At 48.5% G+C, this 21,687-nt stretch carries 11 protein-coding genes; 5 read left to right on the forward strand and 6 right to left on the reverse strand.

Going from position 1 to position 21,687, the window contains the following annotated elements; translation table 11 throughout:
* Positions 1–127: 127 nt before the first annotated feature.
* Positions 128–8,767 carry a non-ribosomal peptide synthetase gene (locus tag Kalk_RS02125; RefSeq protein WP_101892636.1) on the reverse strand — a complete coding sequence of 2,880 codons (8,640 nt, stop codon included), beginning with the start codon at positions 8,765–8,767 and terminating at the stop codon, positions 128–130.
* A gap of 558 nt (positions 8,768–9,325) precedes the next feature.
* Between Kalk_RS02125 and Kalk_RS02130 the strand changes: the two genes are divergently transcribed.
* The 4 genes from Kalk_RS02130 to Kalk_RS02145 all read left to right on the forward strand — a co-directional run bounded on the left by Kalk_RS02130 (position 9,326) and on the right by Kalk_RS02145 (position 17,222).
* Positions 9,326–10,909 carry a TolC family outer membrane protein gene (locus Kalk_RS02130; protein WP_101892637.1) on the forward strand — a complete coding sequence of 528 codons (1,584 nt, stop codon included), beginning with the start codon at positions 9,326–9,328 and terminating at the stop codon, positions 10,907–10,909.
* Between the two features lie 111 nt (positions 10,910–11,020).
* Positions 11,021–12,718, forward strand: a complete 1,698-nt coding sequence (locus tag Kalk_RS02135; RefSeq protein ID WP_101892638.1) for an OmpP1/FadL family transporter — start codon at positions 11,021–11,023, stop codon at positions 12,716–12,718.
* Positions 12,719–13,003: 285 nt separating this feature from the next.
* On the forward strand, positions 13,004–14,839 hold the full coding sequence (locus Kalk_RS02140; protein ID WP_101892639.1) for a CocE/NonD family hydrolase: 1,836 nt from the start codon (positions 13,004–13,006) through the stop codon (positions 14,837–14,839).
* A 238-nt stretch (positions 14,840–15,077) separates the two neighbouring features.
* Entirely contained in the window at positions 15,078–17,222 is a 2,145-nt protein-coding gene (locus Kalk_RS02145; protein ID WP_101892640.1) for a hypothetical protein, read from the forward strand.
* A 99-nt stretch (positions 17,223–17,321) separates the two neighbouring features.
* On the opposite strand, the gene Kalk_RS02150 is transcribed toward Kalk_RS02145, so the two are convergent.
* From Kalk_RS02150 to Kalk_RS02170, 5 genes are all read right to left on the reverse strand, one after another.
* A complete protein-coding gene (locus tag Kalk_RS02150) occupies positions 17,322–17,783 on the reverse strand; it encodes a MaoC family dehydratase (RefSeq protein ID WP_101892641.1) in 462 nt (153 codons plus the stop codon).
* Between the two features lie 44 nt (positions 17,784–17,827).
* Positions 17,828–18,076, reverse strand: a complete 249-nt coding sequence (locus tag Kalk_RS02155; protein ID WP_101892642.1) for a hypothetical protein — start codon at positions 18,074–18,076, stop codon at positions 17,828–17,830.
* Between the two features lie 115 nt (positions 18,077–18,191).
* Positions 18,192–18,983: a TatD family hydrolase gene (locus Kalk_RS02160; RefSeq protein ID WP_158643267.1), complete on the reverse strand. Its 792-nt coding sequence runs from the start codon at positions 18,981–18,983 to the stop codon at positions 18,192–18,194.
* An 87-nt stretch (positions 18,984–19,070) separates the two neighbouring features.
* Positions 19,071–20,612 carry a GMC family oxidoreductase N-terminal domain-containing protein gene (locus Kalk_RS02165; RefSeq protein WP_101892644.1) on the reverse strand — a complete coding sequence of 514 codons (1,542 nt, stop codon included), beginning with the start codon at positions 20,610–20,612 and terminating at the stop codon, positions 19,071–19,073.
* Between the two features lie 6 nt (positions 20,613–20,618).
* On the reverse strand, positions 20,619–21,233 hold the full coding sequence (locus Kalk_RS02170) for a hypothetical protein (RefSeq protein WP_101892645.1): 615 nt from the start codon (positions 21,231–21,233) through the stop codon (positions 20,619–20,621).
* 197 nt (positions 21,234–21,430) lie between these two features.
* On the opposite strand from Kalk_RS02170, the gene Kalk_RS02175 reads away from it, so the two are divergent.
* Positions 21,431–21,679 carry a YdcH family protein gene (locus Kalk_RS02175; RefSeq protein ID WP_101892646.1) on the forward strand — a complete coding sequence of 83 codons (249 nt, stop codon included), beginning with the start codon at positions 21,431–21,433 and terminating at the stop codon, positions 21,677–21,679.
* Positions 21,680–21,687 lie beyond the last annotated feature (8 nt).

The raw sequence follows: 21,687 nt of genomic DNA on the forward strand, positions 1-21,687 counted from the left end.
CTCTGTATTTATTTACCAGTTTCTTTATTCTAGTTGTTTATAAACCAGTTAAGGCAGGCCCAAGGCCTGCCTTATTTTTAAACAGATTAAGTCTGAATTCCACTATTTAAGCGAGCTGCTTTAACCATTAAAGATTTCTGAGATCCTCTTCAGACAAACCCTCAATCTCGGCAAGCAAATCAGCCATTTCAAGGTCATCGGCGGAAGCCAATTCCGCCTGCAGCAGATGGAGCGCAATATTCTCAATGGTTGGCTCCTCAAACAACGCGCTCAGTGCCAACTCGACATTAAAATGTTCGCGAACACGAGATACGACCTGTGTTGCCAACAGCGAGTGCCCACCCAGATCAAAGAAATTATCGGTTACCCCAACTCGCTCCAATCCAAGCACGTCCTTCCAGATCAGGCAAAGCGTCTCTTCTGTATCATTTCGGGGGGCAACATACTCATTCTTCGCAACAGAACCGTCATCAGGTGCTGGCAGGCTCCTTTTATCAACCTTTCCATTTGGCGTCAGCGGGAACTCATCCATTACCATATAGGCCTTCGGCACCATATAGTCAGGCAGCGATGCACCGAGAAACGCCTTCAGTTCACTCAGGTCAATAGCTTTATCGCTTAAAACATACCCAACAAGCCTTTTGTCCCCAGGTACATCCTCACGCGCCAGAACAACAGCTTCACGTACACCCTGATACTGACTGATTGTAGACTCAATTTCCCCCAGCTCGATACGATAACCCCGGATCTTCACCTGATCATCCGCGCGCCCCATGTACTCGACGACACCATTGGGCAAGTAACGACCAATATCGCCGGTTTTGTAGAGGCGTTTATAGAGCCATTTTTCCCTATGGAAATCAGCACTGAACTCGCTATCAACGAAGCGCAGATCGGTAAGATCATCCCGATTGAGATAGCCATGAGCCAGCCCCTGACCACCGACATGCAACTCACCAGGCACCCCGATAGGCACAGGGTTCATGTGCTGATCCAAAATATACAAATCCAGATCAGGTATCGGCCGCCCAATTAAGCTTTGGCGACGAGCCAGGTCGTCGTTCGTAATTCGATGGTAGGTCACATGAACTGTGGTTTCGGTAATACCGTACATATTGATCAACTGCGGCTGTTCCAGCCCATGGTGATCGCTCCATTTCTGCAGCGCAGAAAAGTCGAGAGCCTCTCCACCAAATATCACATACCGCAGTGAAAGCTGTGTATCTGTTTGAACAATACCATCCCGGCTATATTCATCCATTTTAATAAACTGGGTGAATGCTGAGGGCGTCTGGTTTAGCACCGTTACACCTTCTCGACAAACCAGCTGATAAAAGTCTTCTGTCGACTTCGCTACAGAGGTCGGCACAATGATGACTTTACCGCCATAGAACAAGCCACCCCATAGCTCCCACACAGAAAAATCAAACGCAAACGAATGGAACAGCGTCCACACATCTGAGGCATCAAATCCAAACCACTGATCAGTCGCCGAGAACAGTCTGACCACGTTAGAATGAGGTATAAGTACGCCTTTGGGCTTGCCTGTGGTACCAGATGTGTAAATAACGTAAGCCCGATCATCGTAACCTGACACAGATTCGAGGTTTGTATCCGGTTGTGCGCTGAGCTCCCCTTCCATTTGATCCAGAATGACCGGCTCGAACTCACCGGCAGGGATCACAGTGAGAATAGATGTCTGAGTAATCAATAACGACACGCCAGCATCGCTCAATATAAAGCGTATTCGCTCTTCCGGGTTAGTCGGATCAATTGGTACATAAGCGCCTCCGGCCTTGAGCACAGCCAAAATAGAAACCACGGTATCGAGTGATCGCTCAAGACAGATACCGACCAACTGATTAGTTACTACACCTTTTTCTCTCAGGCAGCGGGCAAGCCGATTAGCGCGTGCGTTAAGTTCGGCATAGGTAACGGATTCATCAGCAATACTCAGAGCTATAGCATCTGGAGACGCCTCAACACTCATTTCAAAACGCTGATGGATTGTGTCTTGGTACGCGTACTGTTGTGGTTGATGATTCCAATCAGTAAGGATCGTGCTCTTTTCATGAGCGCTGAGCAAAGCAACTTCGGACAATCTACAATGAGGGTGCTGCGCAACCACATCCAGAATCTGTTCCAAATGGCTAACCATGCGATGAACCGTTTCCCGATCAAACAAATCGGTATTGAACTCAATCATGCCCTCTAGACCTGAAGGGCCCTCCTCCAAGTTTAGAGTAAGATCAAATTTGGCGGTCTTGGCCACAGACGGCAACATTTCAACGTTAACATCGGGCATCTGCACGTTTAAGGTATTGGATGCATTCTGGAGAGTAAACATCACCTGGAATAATGGGGAATGGCTCTTGTCGCGAGACACACCAAGAGCATCAACAAGGCGCTCGAATGGCAAATCTTGATGACCATACCCCGACAATGTCACATCCTGAACCTGGGACAACAACTCTACGAATTTTGGATCATCTTCGACGTTCACTCGCAAAGCCAAGCTGTTAACAAAACACCCTATGAGCTTTTCGAACTCCGGACGAGCACGATTAGCTACCGGTGTACCAACGCAAATATCAGTTTGTCCAGTGTAGCGATACAACAAGGTATAAAATGCCGACAGCAGCGTCATAAACAGTGTAACGCCCTGCTCCCGGCTCAAGGCATTTAATTTCTGGGTCAACTCAGAACCGATCCTGACTGGCTCATAGGCACCATTAAACGTCATCAAAGCAGGTCGGGGACGGTCGGTTGGAAGTTCAAGAACCGGAACGCCAGTTAAATGACCTTGCCAGTATTTCAACTGATGATCGAACACCGGCCCATCCATCCAGTTACGCTGCCAGGATGCATAGTCCGCATACTGAATATGAATATCATCCAAATCGGGCTCGACACCCGACACTATCGCCCGATATAACTCACCGACTTCATCAATCAATATGCCGAGGGACCAACCATCAGAAATAATATGATGCATAGTCAGCAGCAGAACATGCTCGGTTTCAGATGTCTGCAGTAAGCGCGTGCGCATCAGCCGAATACGGCGGGCTTTGTTTAATGGGCCCAGCACCAAATCAAACGAGCGCGTGGCTTCATCTTCCGCCAAACGAATAACTTCTGCTTCCCGCTCTTCTGCATCCAGATGACGCAAATCACGTACATCCATAAACCAATCACTAGGCTCACGAATCACCTGTGTGGCTCGACCGTCATCAATCAGAAATGATGTGCGCAATGCCTCATGTCGTTCAACCAGATGTTGAAATGCTTTTCGCAAGGCTGATATCTTCAACTGCCCACTTAAGCGGATCGCAGCGGGCATATTGTAAGAGGTGCTTATGTTGTACTCGGACTTACCCGACTCAAGTTGATTAATAAACCACAGTCTCATTTGCGCAAAAGACAGCGGCAGCTCGCCTTCACGATCCAAACGTTCAACAGGAGGCGGAACCAAATCAGAAATAGCCTCGGCGTTATCCAGCTGCTCACAAAGAGATTCAATAGTGGGCATCGTGAATAACAGCTTAACCGGAAACTCTACACCGAACTGATCGCGAATTCGCGACACGCACTGAGTTGCCAGTAATGAGTGACCACCCAGCTCGAAGAAGTTATTGGTAACGCCCACTTTTTCTAACTTAAGAACACTGCACCAAATTGCAGCCATCTTGCGTTCGTTTTCGGTTCTAGGTTCAACGAACTGATCGCCCATCAAATCATCGATGGAAGGAGCGGGTAACGCTGACCGGTCAATTTTTCCATTAGGTGTCAACGGAAACGCCTCCAAAACCACAAAGGCAGACGGCAGCATATACTCAGGCAGTGCACTTCTTATGGCGGCTCTCGTTGCATCCAGCAACGTTTTAACCTCAGCCTCCGGAGCAACTAAATAAGCAACCAGGCATTTTGCTCCTGCTGCATCCTCTCGAGTCAATACTAAGCTGTCCCGTACTGCAGGAACCGAGTTAATAACCGACTGTATCTCACCAAGCTCGATTCGGAATCCGCGCACCTTTACCTGATGATCTATACGACCCAAATACTCTAAATTGCCGTTATCCATGTATCGAACTAAATCACCAGTCCGATACATACGAGCATAACGGGGATCGTTATCAAAGGGGTTAGGTAGAAACTTCTCTTGTGTAAGCGCTTCTTGATTACGATAACCCTGAGTTACGCCTGTGCCGGAAAGATATAATTCCCCGGCCAACCCAGGCGCCACCAGGGAGCCATGCTGATTAAGAATATAAGCCTTGGTGTTACTGATCGGACGACCGATAGTGGCTGCCTTACCAGATTCCCGCAAGGTGTAGGTTGAATAGGTAGTGTCCTCGGATGGCCCATACAAATCATACACCCGGTCAACACTCGTATTTTGATATAGACCATCCACCAGGCTTGCCACCAAGGCCTCTCCTGCCAGGTTGATGACTTTAACATTGCTTGGGATTGACCTGTCTCTAAGCAGGGTGGCGATGGCTGAAGGAACGGTGTTAACCAGAACCACCTCATCACGTGCAGGTATGTTCGGCAACGCCAACACATTCTCTGCCAAAATGACCTTTCCGCCTGACGCGAGCGTCACAAACAGTTCATACACCGACAAGTCAAAACATATCGATGTCGCCGCGAGCACACCGTTCAGGTCTTCATTGCTATAGACTGTCTGCGCCCAGTGTATTAGCCCAGTAGCATTGCCGTGAGAGATCATTACACCCTTTGGTTTACCAGTAGAACCCGACGTATAAATCACATACGCCAAATGATCTGAGGATGTATCCAGCAAAAGGTTGCTGGCAGACTGCGCTGAAAGCTCATTAGCAAGTTTGTCTACAAAAACAGGTTGGAAGCATTCACTCTCCTCAGGCAACAATGAGGATAATGCGCTATGAGAGATAACCAAAGGAGCACTGGCATCTTCAAGCATGTACGCAACCCTGTCAGAAGGGTAATTAGGATCGATTGGCACATAAGCACCACCGGCTTTGAGAATAGCCAGCAGGGATACCACCAAGTCGGTCTCACGTTCCATGCATACACCGACCAGGGTTTCTGATTTAACACCCAGAGCAACAAGGTGGTGCGCAAGACGGTTACTGCGTTCATTCAACTGCGTATACGTTAGGCGCTCAGTACCGCATACCAAAGCAACTTGATTTGGGGTTGATTGCACCTGGGCTTCAAACAGGCTGTGAATACAATCGCTCAAAGGAAGATCGGCATCCGTTGCATTATATTCCTGCAACAATTTGCGTCTGTCGTCCGCTGTGAGCAAATCCAATGAGCCGATAACTTGCTGAGGGTCTGCAATTGCACTCGCTATCAGCTGTTTGAAGTGTTCCATCATCTGAACAATGGTTTCCTCTTCAAACAGATCCGTTGAATACTCCAGATCGCCCTTCAACACGCCTGATTCTTCAGACAGCTCCAAAGTCATGTCAAACTTGGATGTGCCTGGTGCTGTGTGCAGACTTTCAACATCAACACCTGCAAGGTTGAATTCTTTGTCTATGGTGCTGTTCTGCAACACAAACATCACCTGAAACACAGGGGAGTAACTCATGTCACGGGGAATACCTAAACGTTCAACCACACGCTCAAACGGCATTTCCTGATTGGCGAATGCCCCCTGGGTAACCTTGCGAACTCTTTGCAACAGATCAACAAAACTGGGGTTACCAGACAGGTCTGTACGCAACGCCAGGGTATTAACGAAGAAACCAATCAATTTCTCCAGTTCTGGAGTCGTTCGATTTGCGATGGGGGTACCCACACAAATGTCTTCGCTCTGGGTATATTGATGCAAGAGCACATTGAAAGACGTGAGCAACGACATATACAACGTCACACCCTGAGAGCGGCTGAGCTTTTTAAGCGCCTGCAGATGCTCCTTGGGTATTTCGAAATAATAGTTGCTGCCACAGAAACTCTGCTCAGGTGGCCGCGGGTGATCCAGTGGTAGATCCAGCACAGGCACACCTTGCAAGTGCTCCAACCAATAATCCAACTGTTTGTTTAACAAGCCACTATCGAACAGCTGCTTTTGCCAATGCGCGAAATCAGCATATTGAATCTTCAGTTCTGGCAATGATTCCGGAACATCTGAAACAAATGCTTGATAAGCTCCCGAGATTTCTTCTGTAATAACCTTAAGGGAGAACCCATCACCTGCGATATGATGCATGGTAACCAGAATCAAGTATTGTTCCGCTGCTCTGCCTTTTAATGAATCAGACTCTACATCGGGGAGCTGCAGTAAACGCGTCCGAATGACCGGCCCTTCCGCCAGATCGAACGGTTTACGGGCCTCACTGTCAATTCGATCCTGAATGGCCTTCCCAAGCGCCGGCTCCTTAAGGTAAGTGAAGTCTTCACGGGTAAACTTCCACTCCGCAACCGGTAAAACCGCTTGATATGCGTGCCCGTCACGCTCTGTATAGACGGTACGCAGCACTTCGTGCCGAGAAATCATCGTTTCAAACGCTTTTTCTGCCGCCTGGATATCCAGCGCTCCCTGAATTTTCAGAGCAAAAGGCAGGTTATAGGCGACGTTGTTCTCCCGCAGTTTATCCATGAACCACATACGCTTCTGGGAGAAGGACATGGCCATGGTTTCACTGCGTGGAACCGCCTCCAATGGAGGCAGATTGGATTTGGAATCGCTTTCCATGGCATGAGCTAAAGTCGCAGCCAAAGCTCGAAAATCACGGGCATCAAACAATGCGGGCAACTCAAGATTCACCTCAAACCGATCACGCAACCGGGTGAACAACTGAGTGATCTGCAAGGAGTCGATCCCCAACCCCATCAGACTCACATCGTCGCTGATACGCTCGATTTTTTCGCCAATCTCACTGGCTATTGCAGCTTTTAGGTACTGCATTAGGCGCGGTTCTTTCTGATCCTCCGGCAACTGCTGCCATTGCGCTTTACTTAGATCAAGAGCAGCCTCAATTTCTTTTTTGTCATCCTCGCCCTGCGCCTTCGCATTCATAGCAGAGACAGCGATGGGTTCTAATGTGTTTTCAATAAATGCTTTTTTGTTAGCGCTACGCTGAATTTTTCCACTTGATGTTTTTAGAATTGCACCGGGCTTGAGATATACAATAGTGTGAACCTGAAGCTCGTGATTCTCAGCTACTGCCTGACGTATTGCAGCGCTCACCACTTCAGCAACCAGCCGCATCCTGTATTTACGCTCTACTTCCTGCACGATCACCAAGCGCTCTTCGCCATCTATTTCTACGGCAAAGGCAGCACCAGCATCGGACTTCAGGGCCACATGACTTTGCTGAACGGTAAATTCGATATCCTGCGGATAATGATTGCGACCACGAATAATGATCACATCCTTCTGGCGGCCGGTTATATACAGTTCGTTGTTGATTAAACAACCCAAATCGCCGGTACGCATAAACGGACCATAGCCATCTGCCGTATGAGCCCTGAAGGTTTCTTCTGTGGCCGCGTCATTGCGCCAATAGCCTTTGGCAATGTGGTCACCTTTCGACCATATTTCACCCACTTGCCCTTCGGGTAGCGGATTCAAACTGACAGGATCCACAATAACAAGTTCCGCATCCAATGGCGAAACGCCATTTGAAACCAGCCTCATGGTTTTATCGCTGTCGGTATCAGCATCAACCAACTCAATCCGATTCTCAGAAAGCGCAACGGCATCAACTGAGGTAAACAGTGGGCGGTTCTCTTCCAGGGCGCAACTCACCATCAAGGTGGCTTCAGCCAAACCAAATGTGGGCGTGAACGCGCTACGCTTAAACCCACAGGGCTCAAACGCCTTGATGAAGCTCTCTAATGTTTCCGGGCGCACCGCTTCTGCACCCGATAGCGCAATACGCAAACTGGACAAATCCAGCTGGGTTTTCTGTTCTTCTGTAATCTGACTAACGCACAACTCATAGGCAAAGTTGGGAGCACAAATAGCAGTGCCTCGATAATCACTGATAGCCTTAAGCCAACGCATAGGCTTCTGCAGAAACGAAGCAGGCGACATGAATACAGACGTGGCCCCGATAAACAGGGGCTGGAGAGTAGTACCAATCAACCCCATATCATGGAACATTGGCAGCCAACTGACGGACACATCCTCAGAATGACTCTTGAAAGCCGAGGTGATCATGGCCTCGTTATAAATCAAGTTGCCATGACTCACCATAACGCCTTTCGGGTTACCGGTTGAGCCGGAGGTGTATTGAAGAAAAGCCAGCGTATCAGGGCCGGAATCAGGGCTGCTCCACCCATCAGGCGCGACCGCCTCATCCAAATCGATGGTAAGGAATTGCAGATCACCCAGACCTTCCGTATCGGCAAACAAAGGCTCGGCAACCGACAATACCTTGGAAGTAGTCAAAACAAAGGCAGGATCGCTGTCATCAATAATGGATTTCAATCGGCCCAGGTTCTGATTACGGCGGGGCGGATAGGCCGGTACGGCAATAACACCACTATATATGCAGCCAAAAAACGCGAATATGAACTCCAAGCCCGACGGGAACAGCATCAAGGCCCGCTCGCCAGGCTGAGCAATCGCAGAAAACCGCTTCGCGGTTGACTTGGCCCGATCACGTAGCTCGCCATAGGTAACCTTGATGCCCTGATCTTCTCCATCAGGCAAAAAGGTAAACGCCACCTTGTCCGCATGCATATCTGCGCGCACTTCAAGTAGTTCGATCAAAGAAGCACACTGCGCGGGATTGAAGGAGTTAGGCCCAACTTCTAGCGACATAAAGAATTTTCCTGCTTGTTTATTCTTATTATGCAATCACACCTTGAGAGGCTCGAGGGACTAATCCATGACCCAGAAAGCAAATCCAATGCGACACACCACCATACAAATGAAGGCGTCAAAGCCGATGATAAAGGCGAGAATCCACCTAATTTTTATAATTATAGAACCTTAGGGCAGCGGATACTTTATTCAAATTCTCACTTTTAATAAAGATAGACCCCGCGTATACATGCCCACAAGCAGCGGTATACGCCAAAAAACCCGAAATATCAATAAGATAAAGCCAGTCGGATACACCATCCCCACAGCCTGCAGCATCATTCAAACGTTTGTTTACATTGCTTTACGGGCGCTTAACAAAGCCATACAAGAAGGCATCTGAATTTGTGGTCAGATTTTATATGATGATAAAAAGCTTGGCTCCTTAATGTCCACCACTAGACCTAACTTATCTTGGCACCTCTAAAGCCCATGGGAAGGCTTTCATTTGATACAGTTCTGGCGTACAGTGGGCCACAAAAAATACCAAGCATAACAAACAACTACTGAAGAATTATGAGAATAATAACCGTAGTATCTCGCTTGTCGTTAATTTGCTTTTGCTTATCAAGCACCAACCTCTTCGCGGAAAACCTGGAAGAGATCTTCTCCCTCGCCCGCAAAAACGACGCGGAATGGGCAGGCAAGAAGCAAAAGTACCTGGCCGATCGCGAGAAAATGGAACAGGCTTTTGGCAGTTTGTTACCCACCGCCGACCTCAACGGATCATGGGGCAAGCAATACTACGAGGGATCTACTACCACCCTGGATCAGGCTGGTGCGATCGATTGTATTATTGACGAAAACCCGGCCGATATAGGCGAATGGGTGGACTTGTGCCTCGATCGCTCGATCGGCGAAGTGCCTCTCAAAGAAGACTACAGCGCCACCATGTATGACGTTACCATCTCGCAACCTCTGCTGCGCATGGATCGCTGGCACCGCTACAAACGCGCAAAGAGCATGGACAATGCTGCCAAGGCCAACCTGGCGTTTGACCAACAAGAATTAATGATCCGCTCCGCCGAGGCCTATTTCGGAGTGCTTCGTGCCGAGGAAGAAATGCGCTTGGCGCAATCCGAAGAAAAGACATTACGCACGCAACTCACAGAGATCAAAAATCGCTACAAACTGGGCCTGATGCGCGATACCGACGTATTCGAGTTACAAGCGCAGCACGACATCGCCAAAGCTGCGGTAATAGTTGCCCAAAGTCAGGTTCAAGTGGTTAAAGAAAACATGGCCCTGCTGACAGGCACTTATATCGAGATCGTCAACCCCCTCCCAAAAGACATTCCTATAGAGCCACCACAGCCCTATGAACTTTCCGAATGGGAAGACTTCGCCAGAAAAAGCAACTACCAGCTGATCTCGGCACAATATGCAGCTGACGCGGCTGACAAAGAAGTCATGGAAAAGAAGTCCGGTCACGCCCCTACTGCAGATTTATTCCTGCGTTATGAGCATCGCGACGTAGGAGGTGGTTTTATACCCTCTTCCGACACCACAACCTTTGGCGTACGGGTAACGATGCCACTGTACAGTGGCGGCATAACCACATCACAAGGCAGAGAAGCAGACTATCGCGCTCAGGAAGCTCGCTCCAAAGTCGACTTGGCCCTACGTAACGCCCTCAGAGAAACCCGGCAATACCACACCCAAGTAAACGCAAACGTCGCCAGTGTGCAGGCCCGCCTTAGAGCAGTGAAATCCAATAACAGCTCATTAAGGGCCATTAAGGCAGGCTGGCAAGACGGCATTCGCACGATGTCGGATGCCCTAGCAGCCCAGCGCAAGGTGTTTCAGGCCCGAAAAGAATACGCTACGTCAAGGTACGATTACATTCTTAACACATTAAAGCTGAAAAAAGCGGCTGGTGTTCTATCCCCTAATGATTTACAAACGTTAAACAGTTGGCTTGACAGCCCCACGGATACCGTTAGCTCCGTCCTCGATGACTCTGACTCCTATCTCGAGGAAGTGGATGACATCAAGTTTGAGCAAGAGCTTAAAACCTTCGAAGACGAGAAAAAAGCTGAAACCGGAAGCTCGCATAAGAGCCTCTATGATGCCTTTAAAGCATGGCGTGAAAGCGAATAAAAATACAAATAACAAACGTATAGCAAGATTTACAAAAACTAAAAAAGAGGGGGTTCCCACTCGAAGCACTTGCAGCTGAACAGCTGTGGCTGAAGGGTCGGAATGCACTGAATGGATAAAGACCTTAGACTGGATCAGAAAACTCGTATGTATATACAGAATGCTCGCTATCTGGCGTTGGCGGCTGCCATATCCATAAGCTGTGGTGCCAATGCTCAGCTACTTCACAACGTGACCATCGGAAACCCCAAGGCCCTTGCGCTTGGTAACGCGGTTACCGCTGATCCACCCGGAATAGACTCTATCCACTTTAACCCCGCTGGTCTGGCCAAAATCAAAGGCCGCCAGATGAACATCAAGATTCTAGCGGCACATATGACTCTGGACGCTGAGTTTGGAGAGCCCACCCGCCCCGACTCAGACTACAAACAGCTTTACTACAACCTGGTTCAGAACAATCCAGATATTTGCCCGGATGCCAATAACGCTGATGAGTGCTGGGGGACCGACCCTATTGCTAACACCAGCTCATCATCTGACGGCCCTTCATTGATGCTGCCTTTTTTTGGCATGACCGAAATTCCTATACTGGCGTTCCCCTCAGGTGGTATAGCGTTTGAAGATTCTGCCCGCGGTTGGACTTTCGGTACTGCGGTTTATTCCCCTCAGGGTATCGGTTATCGTCGCGAAGATGGAGATCCGGCAGCAAGCGTCAATCCAGGCGATCCAGGCGGTTACCAAGGTGTTGGCGTTGGCGTAACACGTCTGACGTATTTTTCACCAACCGTTGCCATTCCAGTATCTGAAACCCTGTCTTTCGGTGTAGGTATAAATTTCTCATATCAAGGGCTGGCAATGGATACCTATATCCGCGCGCCACTGGAAACAACGAGATGGCTGGAGACGATAAACGAAATCCTTCCTGATGAAGATGCTCTGCATATTTTGCGTCCTTATGACACGGTAGGCAGACTATCTGTGGAAATGGAAGACTTCCTCTCCGTCGGCTTTAATTTCGGTATTCTGTACGAGCCCTACGAATGGCTGTCCTTCGGATTCCTCTATCAAAGTGAAACCACCTCGCAGCTGTCCGGTGATTACAAGATGGAGAATACCGAAAGCTTCATTCACACGGCTGAAGGCCTGGGCACTTTCGAGCTTCTGCTACCGCTATTTGATGGCACAGGGTTCCACGCAACACCAATCGAAGAAGGCACTGTAGAGCTGGAGTACATAATGCCCCAGAACATTGCCTTTGGAACATCGGTCAAAGTCCTGCCAAACCTCAAAATCAATTTCGATGTGCGTTGGGTTGAATACAGTGTTTGGGATGAGCTGGAGTTCGAATTCAGTGACAGCGTCGACTTCTTGAATCTTTCGAGTGTTATTTACTCGGTTTCTGGCTTGAAAGACAACGCCGACCCAGATGCGATGCGGATACGCCGCGCTTACGAAGACACATGGTCTATTGCGATCGGTGCCGAGTATCAATTGAACGACAACGTTGTTCTGCGAGCCGGTTACGAGCCACGAGAAGGCGCGATTCCCTCAACTTCAGCAGATCTGTTATTCCCAATCGGCGATGCTGACCTCTTCACTGCCGGGTTTGGCTGGCAGATGAGCAGCACCACACGCATCGATGCAGCTTTTGGTGTTCTTTATTCCGAGCAGAATATTGCTGCCTGCGAATCCAAGAATGCGAACTCATGTCAGGAAGGCGACGTAGTGTACAACCCTTACTATTCGATGCCCTTCAAGACAGAGACCATTGCCTATATTGGCGCGCTCTCATTCGACAAAAAGTTCTAATATTGAATGCACTCGTAAAGCCCGGAACACCACCGGGCTTTTTTGTGCCTGGTAATTTCCATAATGCCAAATATTCATTTATATCAATACTTTACACGGGCAACCGTGACCAAATAGTCCTTTTGATCTATGTAATTTATTCTTCATAAAGTTATAAATGGAGGTTGAATTAGCTGGAAGCTGACGACGATTTCACGGTAGCGCTTTACAACAATAATGGCGCGCTCCGTAAAAACAAAAACGAAGTAACTTATTAAGTCTGTTTTAAGGCAATAGGGAACCATTATGAATTTGCGGCAATTCACCAAAGGGCTTGTTGCCCTACTCTGCGTATTCCAGATTCACTCCATTCAGGCGGCGGAACGCATTAGCCCCAACAATCTTTGGATTTATAACGACGATATTGGTGTACCGACGCTTACCGACCCAAGCGATCCATCATCAGACGTCATTTACCTGCCCGCCAACATTTTTGTGCCCACATCGGCCGATCCGGACGCACGTTTTCCCGCCATCATATTCATCAGTAGCTGGGCTCTAAACGAACACGAATATTCATCCCAGGCAGAAATCCTCGCTGAGAAAGGATACGTGGTTCTAAGCTACACATCCCGAGGTTTTAATGGCTCACCCGGCCTGATCACCACCGGAGGTGTCGAGGATACTGCCGATGCTTCCGCCGCTATCGATTATCTGTTGGACAGTGCAAATCAATACCCGGTAAATGCCAACGCCATCGGGCTTTCGGGAGTGTCCTACGGCGCGGGCATATCACTCATGACCGGCTTTCAGGACGAGCGCGTCAAGGCCATTGTTGCCATGAGCGGATGGGCTGACTTGGTTGACTCGCTTTGGGCAGGCTTCACACCCAATTACTCTTGGTTGGAACTGCTCATATTCTCCTCCCAACCGGTTCCATTTTTAATACGGAACAATCCGAGCCCGGAAATTGATGCCAATTACAACAACATGAAGATCCATGAAAACGTCGAAGATACCAAGATCTGGGGTGCAATACGCTCCCCCATCAGTTACATCGACCTAGTGAATAGCCGCGAACAGAAGCCTGCGGTTTATATTGCCAATAACCTGCACGACTACTTATTCCAACCGGACGGACTGTTTCGCATGCTGAGCCAGTACGATGGCGAGTGGCGCCTTGATTTGAGCCGAGGCGTGCATGCTTCTGGCGAAGCTGGCGGTTTGCTGGGGAATGAAGATCACGTCATCTGGTTGAATACGGCAATGTGGTTTGACCATTATCTGAAGGGAATTGATAACGGCATAAACAACAGCAAGCCTTTCAGCACCAAAGTACTGAACACAGCCAAGCGCGAAAGCTATGATAGCCTGAACCCAGAGAATGAGGTGAAGATATTCAATCTCATTCCTGAATCTGGCGCACAGGGCGGCCAGTTGTCAGAAGCGTATACTAACACCGTTGATCTGGATGTGAGCTTTAGCACAGTTGAACAGATCACCTATTCAGGCTGGATTACCGGCGCGTTGGCACACACCGGCCGAACGCTCAATATTAACGATATAAATCAAGAACTTGGGCTGGTGTTCACAACCGGCATACTGGACGCTCCACTCCGCCTTAGAGGCGAGGCAAGGGTTAACCTGCCTATCATCGCACAAGATAAAGCCCAATATTTTGGCTACCTGTTCTACCTAAATCCACAGACTGGTATCGCCAACTGGGTTGGACATGCTCCCTTCTCCTGCCATACATCAGAAGGCTGTGCATCAGAACCAGGACAGGTTGAAGAGATTGTTCTGGATTTCTATTGGACCTCTGTGGATATACCGGCTGGCAGCCAATTGATGCTGGTAATCGATGGCAAGGACGCAGATTACTGGCGTTACGCGGCAACACCGGAAACCAACACGGTAGCGTTCAGTGCGACTGCACAAGCAACCCTTAGCCTGCCTGTGGTATGGGAAAACACCCAATACGATGATCCTGTCGCAGCCTACGAAGATCAGATCAGCAGCGCACGAGGTGCCGATGGCGATAACGGCTCCTTCCAAAGCAGTGGCGCTGGTGGTTCCACAGCTCCAACACTGCTGCTCACACTAAGTCTGTTAGCAATACGCAGACTTAAGCGTACCCGATAAATTCGTTCGCGGGGGCTGCCAAGGCCCCCGCTCTGATCACTTTTCCGCCTAACACTTTTTAAATCAAAAATTTGTGAATTCCTCCGCACAGTTTTCATGCATCGCCCCGGAAAACGTCTACTTTTAATCTTGTTACTATCGTACTGATTACGATGATTCACGGTTACCCCAGGTGATGTACCTTGAGCAGTTCATTGTTGGCCCAGCCAAGGCATACCCTTACAATTGAGTATTTGGCATGTTGTTTAGTCGATTGTTACCCCGTTTTACCCCTGCGCTCTTGGCCCTATTTATTGTTGCATGTGGCGGGGGCGGCTCAGAGAGCAGTGACTCCGCCTCAACAGAGAGTTCAACCAGCACAGCGAGTTCCATCCAAGGCAAGGTCGTCAAAGGTGTGGTTAAAAATGCCACAGTAACCGCGTTTAGAGTAGAAAGCGGCTTGGTGGGCAGCGTTTTGACATCAACCACCACCAATAGCGAAGGCCAGTACAACCTAAGGTTTAGCAACTACGAAGGCCCGGTTTACATAGAAGTTACGCCCATTGGTAACTCGACACAGATGGTATGCGATGCAGCCAGCGGTTGTGGGGAGTTTATTGGCCTAACTGACTTAGATTCCAACAACAACGGACTCATTGATTTTGGTGAATCATTTCAGGTACCTGCTGATTTTATCTTAACTGCCGCATTGCCTAACTCCACAAGCGCCAGCAACGTGAACGTATCCACCTTAACTCATCTGGCTGCTCAACTGGCTACAAGCTATCCACAAGGCATTAATGACGTTTCCATAAGTGTTGCTCAGTCCCAGCTAGAGAACCTGTTTCAAATCACCGATCTTGCGAATGCGCCTTTAGTCGACCTGTCCAACCCAACTGCGGTGGCCAACTCCACCGATAACGCCCTTCGCCACGCATTGATTTCAAGCTCACTTCTTGGCTTAACCAACGAAGTTGCCTTCGCCCAGGTACTGGAGCAATTGGTTCAACAGTTCCAAACCAATGCAGGACAGCTGGTCACCCAGGATAGTTCAAGCAATATTCCCACTCTATTAGACCTGACAGAAGAAGCTCAGCGCACAGCCCAACTGCTGAACCTGAGTGGCCTTGCGGCAGCATTAGCTCAAGAAGCATCCGCCCTGCTTAACTCCGCAAGCGGAACCCTGACTAACTCGCAGCCATCGCCCACCGCTGGTGGCAGCAATGCTGCTGTCATCGCAGCGTTCATGGATGACTTAAGCCTGTGGCAGGGTTATTTGAGCCTATCACCCAACGACACGTCATTTGCACAGATTGTTTCAGCAATAGGCGTTTCAACCGGAGCCGATTTAGCACAACTGTTGAAAGCAGTGTCCATCGCCGGTCAATTCGGCCCCGTTGTGGCGTTGCCCGACGCAGCACTGAGTGCCGCTTGCGACAGCTTGGGTAACTATTTTGCGAGGCTGACCTGCCGTGTTCTGATTTCTGGAAAGTCACTGGAGGAAATCTGCAATGGCACTCTCAATCTTGTAATCTTCGGCCGCTCACTGTGCGACCTGTTAAACGATATCACGCTGCCTTTAGGCAACGGTCTGACCGGGAACTTTGCTCTTTACGATGGTGTCGCTCGTATTTATGGCACCACTGAAGGGGTGGATTTGGATATAACGTTTACTTCATCCAGTAACCGCCAATCCAGTTATGGTTTTAGCATCAGCGGTACAGCAGAGTCTGAAATCGGCTTTCTGGAGATTACTGACGGAAGCTTCCAGCTAGAATTCGATGGTGGTCTGGACATTCGTAACCTTAAGCTCCCTGAAACGGCATCAGGCACCTTGAGTGTCGCGTATCAACAGGATATAAATACCGTCGATGCACCAACCTCCTTCGTCGGCGACTTATCGATTGCTCTGGATCTAAGTGGCGTAACGGAATTAGATGACGAACAAGAACTCCCTTACGCAGGGCTGGAAACCATTGAACTTCGAATGACGGCAGATGGCACATTCGAATCTTTCGGAGGTGATCGTTTTGAGGGATCAATCGACCTCAATGGCGGCATAGACAGTGATATCGTATTGCAATTTGAAACAGATCTACCCGACTATAGTGATCGCGCCGTCATAACCCTTACCAGCACCCCTAGCCTGCTGGCCGAAGGACAACTGCAAGACATTCAAATGGAATGGGCAGGCAAACGGTATGACATCATGTACTTCTATGCGCCTTATCGAGGGGTTCGAATTACCAATCAAGATGGCGTCATCATGGATCTTGATTTAAGTGTAGAGGATGGTGATAACGCGGGCTATTTACTCTTGGAAGGTACATCCTACGGCAATGTTACACCTTTAAATGGTAGCGTACTGTTTACACTCTCCAACGGTGAAGAGTTCGTGCTGTAACAGCATACAACCAAGTAATAAAAAAGGGAGCCTGGCTCCCTTTTTTATTACTTGGCATTCGCGCTTGCGTTTTTATGACCAAATAAAGCGCCACCCCAATTAGGCGAAATACATTACTAGCCAATCGGCGATCAACGCTGGTTTGGACTCGCCCTCGATTTCAATGGTGTACTCAGCACTAAACAGGTACTGCCCTGGGTTCTTTTCAGTGATTTCCTTCAAGGTTGCCACACCGCGAACGCGTGAACCGGTTTTAACCGGTGCCAAAAACCGGATTTTATCAAAACCGTAATTCATCCCCATCTTAAGGCCGGCAGGCACAACCAGATCAGCCATCTGTGACTGCATATAGGGCAACAATGACAAGGTTAAAAACCCGTGAGCGATGGTTCCACCAAATGGGGTTTGCTTGGCCATCTCAGGATTCACATGAATAAATTGATGATCCAGCGTAGTATCAGCAAAGGCATTAATCCGATCCTGATCAATCTGAAACCATTCTGATTCACCCATGGATTTGCCTACGTATTCTTGCAATGTCGCGGCATCGACTGCTTTCATTGTGCTTCCTCTGTAAGATTCAAAAGATATAGATCAAACAAACACTATTCGTTAAATAGCTTTTCTAATTGATGCTCAACAAGAGACCAGGGAATAAGCATTGGCTTCTTGGTAACCGTTAAAGTACAGGATTCCCCCAACACCACATACTCCACATGGAAACCCTTGCCCTTTGCATAGCCTTTCTCAACATCGCCACTGAACTCTACATCGTGCTTTTTCGCCATACGATGGAGCCGTTCAACGATTACCGAAGGGTCTTCTTTCAAACGCCCCGTAACTGACCTGGTCATACCTACTCCTAACCGGGTATACACCCGTTAACACCCAACAATCAAACCGCCATTTTACCATGAACAGGCTCACTGTCAGGCTATATAGAGCGTTAAACTGTCCGTGAACCTCCTGCTAAGTGGATAAATTAAATAACTTAATTAAATTTTTCGAACTGAATTGCCACAACTCAGCAACTGGCTCCTCCCGTACATCTGCCAATATTTCTACGATTCTGAACAGATTAAGTGGGCTGTTGGCTCTAGTCCGTGAAAAAGAAGGAGGAATATCGGGTGCATCTGTTTCAAATACAATGGCATCCTGCGGCAACTGCTTGAGCAAGGAGCGCAAACGGCGTGCGCGATCGTAAGTAGCAGCCCCCCCAAAACCGATCAAAAAGCCCATTTCATGAAGACGTTGCGCCTGCTGCAGACTTCCTGAGAACGCATGCATGATTCCACCGGCAGCGAAACCGCTCTCCCTCACCAGTTTTAGTACCAGATCTTGAGTCTTTCTAGCATGCACAATAATGGGCAAGTGATGATTAGCAGCGATCGACAGCTGCCTGCGAAAAAGTGCCATCTGCTGTGGAAGGTCCTTATCGGTCTCGAAGGCATCCAAGCCTATTTCGCCGACGGCTATCGCTCCGTTATCCAACTGGGCGTCTAACTGATCGAGATGCTTGGCATCATGCTTAGTCATAAAATAAGGGTGCAAGCCATAAGCAGGCAGTAAGCGCGGCGCATCCGTCGCATCCGCATTGATCGACGCCACAAGCTCGGCCATACCCCGCCACTGATCGCACGACACACCAGGAACAACGATCGCTGACATGCCCTTTTGTCGGCAATCAGCCAGTATATCTTGCCGAGACTCATCAAATTGCGGGAAATCGATATGACAATGGCTATCTATCAATGTAGGCATAGGGCGCTCTTTATTGGTAAACCCAGATACCACCATAAAAACTCATTTACCGATTCAATTCAACGACACACATTAATGACGGACGCATCAAGCAAAATAGTCATTAGCATCCTCTAAAATACGATCTGCTATATAATTAGATAACGCATATACGCTTTCTTGTGGATTAACAATGATCGAGGTTGGGAAGAGACTCGCGTCACACACAAACAACCCTTTAACATCATGGGTTTCTCCGTAGGGGTTCACTACCGACTTGGCAGGATCGCTGCCCATGCGCATAGTCCCCTGAGGATGGTAGGACACCATTCTCAAGGCAAACGGATGGTTTTCAATGCCATCAACCACCGTATCAATCTGTTCTTCAGACTCAATAACCCGCTTATCACCGGTTGGTAAAAACACACGCTCAGCACCTGCAGCAAAATAGATCTTTGCTGCCGCCTTAAACGCAGCTTTCATGGCAGGAAAATCAGCATCAGCAATCTGATAATCAATCTGTTTTTCACCATCGACCAAACTGACCCGGCCAACATTGTGATCATGGATCAGAGAAATACAAGATGCATAATTCTTGGCTCGCGACATAAAATCAAGATAGGCTTTGCCGGTACCAGGCTCAGTGGACATGCCAAGCTCTATAGGTCCGGCACCACCTCCCTCAAGCACAAATCCACCCTTGTCCGGATGCTCAAACTCATCGACATACACACCCAGCATAGCGCCTCGCCAGGTAAAAATATCCTGAGCAAACTGTGCAACGATCATAGTGGAAGGGTGACACGCAAAGTTGCGCCCTACCTGCTCACTGGAATTAGCAATTTCACTTCTCAAAAACAATAAAGGTGTTTGCACTGCGCCTGCGGCAGCTATGACGACCTTTGCTTTAACATTGATATCCGCAACTTTGTGTTTTGTTACAGGATCAACCATGGTAGCTTGCACGCCCTTGGCACGACCATTTTCAGTCACTATACGGGCAGCAAATGTATCTGTAAAAATTTGCGCACCATGATGGCAAGCCCAAGGCAAGTACGTTACCAACATAGATTGTTTGCGATCCGTTTTGCAGCCCGACAGGCAGTGCCCAGTGAGCGCACAATCTTTAATATTGCGGCTAAGTGGCTTGACCGACCAACCAAGCGCCCTCGCCCCAGCCTCCAACTTACGGCTGTTTTCATTGATTTCATGTGGCTGATTGATATGAATACTCAGGTTACGCTCAACCTTCTCGAAGTAAGGCGATAAAATTTCAGGGGTTAAATTGGTAAGCCCGTACTCCTTGCCCCATTTTTCGAGGATGAAATCAGGAACCCGAAACGTGACACAACCGTTTACTACTGTAGACCCACCCAAACAACGGCCCTGCAACACCAACAAATCACCCTGTTTAGTCGCCTGATTGCCCTTCTCTTCATAAAGCAGTTCCAACATGTCCGGGAATGTTTCATTAAATTGCGTAGAAGGTACGTAAGAACCAGCCTCTAATACCACAACGCTTTTTCCGGCTGCAGCAAGCTCATATGCCATTACCGCGCCGCCCGCACCAGACCCGATAATGACCGCATCAACATCCAAGTCGATATGGGCAGACGTGACATCTGCAGCACTGGTTACCTTTAACATCATAATGCCTTATACCTTCTGCAGCAGTGGAAGTGGTGCCTCACCAAGCGAAGGGAGCCCCCATGTTTCTGATACGGGTCCAGCAAACTGCAATGCTCCCCAGGTTCGTGCATCACGCCAATAAGCGGCATACACCAGCTTCTTGAGTACCGTTGCGATACCTAGCAGAACCGGATGCCCAGCCTGCCAGCTATCGATGTACAAGACTGCATCTTGCTCTGACATGCGGGTAAAACGGGAAAAATTCCAACCCATGACCAAACCACCACATTCAAACAGGTCAATGGCTTTGCCCAGATCAGAGCGTATCTGAGCTGACATACCGTTGAACATTTCATCTAAATTTCTAAGCACAGGAACGCTTTCAAGGGGGGCCATTTCTGTGCCATCGGTTGGCAACAGGATTTGGGCTAAACGCTGAAAAAAGGCCATTTGAGAAGAGCTGAGCGCTTTACCGGCGTCCATATCGCCTACGGGGCTTTCCGTACAAGCGGACACCAAGCTACCCGCACCCGCCACCAACAGACCGTGGACCGCTATGGTCAGGAATCGACGACGTTTCATTGGCGCCAAAGCCGAGACGATTTCGTTTTGTATTGATTCAGGCACGATTGGCTTCGTCATAATGTCATCCTATGCAGTGACTAAAGAGTCTACACAGTTTGTTTGGGCAAAGGAAATGACCAAAATGTACTGTCCATCTGACAAATTTCATCAGTGCGTATCACCTTGATATGGGTCAAAAACCTATACCTACTTTAGGTTATTCTGTGGGTGTACTAACCAATCAGATCAATTTCAACGATGATAAGGGTATTTAGATGACCTTGGAAAAACACGATTTAGTCCATGAGTTTCCAGAAAGCCGGGATGCCATCCATGAATTAAAAATGAACAACAACCACTTCTCCAGGTTGTTCGATCAATACCACGATAAAGATCATGAAGTGCATCGAATTGAGGCTGGCGTAGAAAACACCAGCGACGAATATCTGGAAGTGCGCAAGAAAGAGCGCTTAAAGTTGAAAGATGAGCTTTATAAGATGATTAAGGATCACGAAGGGCAATGATTCAATAA

It is taken from the genome of Ketobacter alkanivorans (genome assembly GCF_002863865.1).
Classification (GTDB): domain Bacteria; phylum Pseudomonadota; class Gammaproteobacteria; order Pseudomonadales; family Ketobacteraceae; genus Ketobacter; species Ketobacter alkanivorans.

What these genes read in the sequence shown, in the direction of transcription:
- Kalk_RS02170 (WP_101892645.1), bottom strand. Translation starts at nt 21,233, where the DNA reads ATGACGAAGCCAATCGTGCCTGAATCAATACAAAACGAAATCGTCTCG.
- Kalk_RS02160 (WP_158643267.1), bottom strand. Translation starts at nt 18,983, where the DNA reads ATGCCTACATTGATAGATAGCCATTGTCATATCGATTTCCCGCAATTT.
- Kalk_RS02165 (WP_101892644.1), bottom strand. Translation starts at nt 20,612, where the DNA reads ATGATGTTAAAGGTAACCAGTGCTGCAGATGTCACGTCTGCCCATATC.
- Kalk_RS02150 (WP_101892641.1), bottom strand. Translation starts at nt 17,783, where the DNA reads ATGAAAGCAGTCGATGCCGCGACATTGCAAGAATACGTAGGCAAATCC.
- Kalk_RS02145 (WP_101892640.1), top strand. Translation starts at nt 15,078, where the DNA reads ATGTTGTTTAGTCGATTGTTACCCCGTTTTACCCCTGCGCTCTTGGCC.
- Kalk_RS02140 (WP_101892639.1), top strand. Translation starts at nt 13,004, where the DNA reads ATGAATTTGCGGCAATTCACCAAAGGGCTTGTTGCCCTACTCTGCGTA.
- Kalk_RS02135 (WP_101892638.1), top strand. Translation starts at nt 11,021, where the DNA reads ATGGATAAAGACCTTAGACTGGATCAGAAAACTCGTATGTATATACAG.
- Kalk_RS02130 (WP_101892637.1), top strand. Translation starts at nt 9,326, where the DNA reads ATGAGAATAATAACCGTAGTATCTCGCTTGTCGTTAATTTGCTTTTGC.
- Kalk_RS02175 (WP_101892646.1), top strand. Translation starts at nt 21,431, where the DNA reads ATGACCTTGGAAAAACACGATTTAGTCCATGAGTTTCCAGAAAGCCGG.
- Kalk_RS02125 (WP_101892636.1), bottom strand. Translation starts at nt 8,767, where the DNA reads ATGTCGCTAGAAGTTGGGCCTAACTCCTTCAATCCCGCGCAGTGTGCT.
- Kalk_RS02155 (WP_101892642.1), bottom strand. Translation starts at nt 18,076, where the DNA reads ATGACCAGGTCAGTTACGGGGCGTTTGAAAGAAGACCCTTCGGTAATC.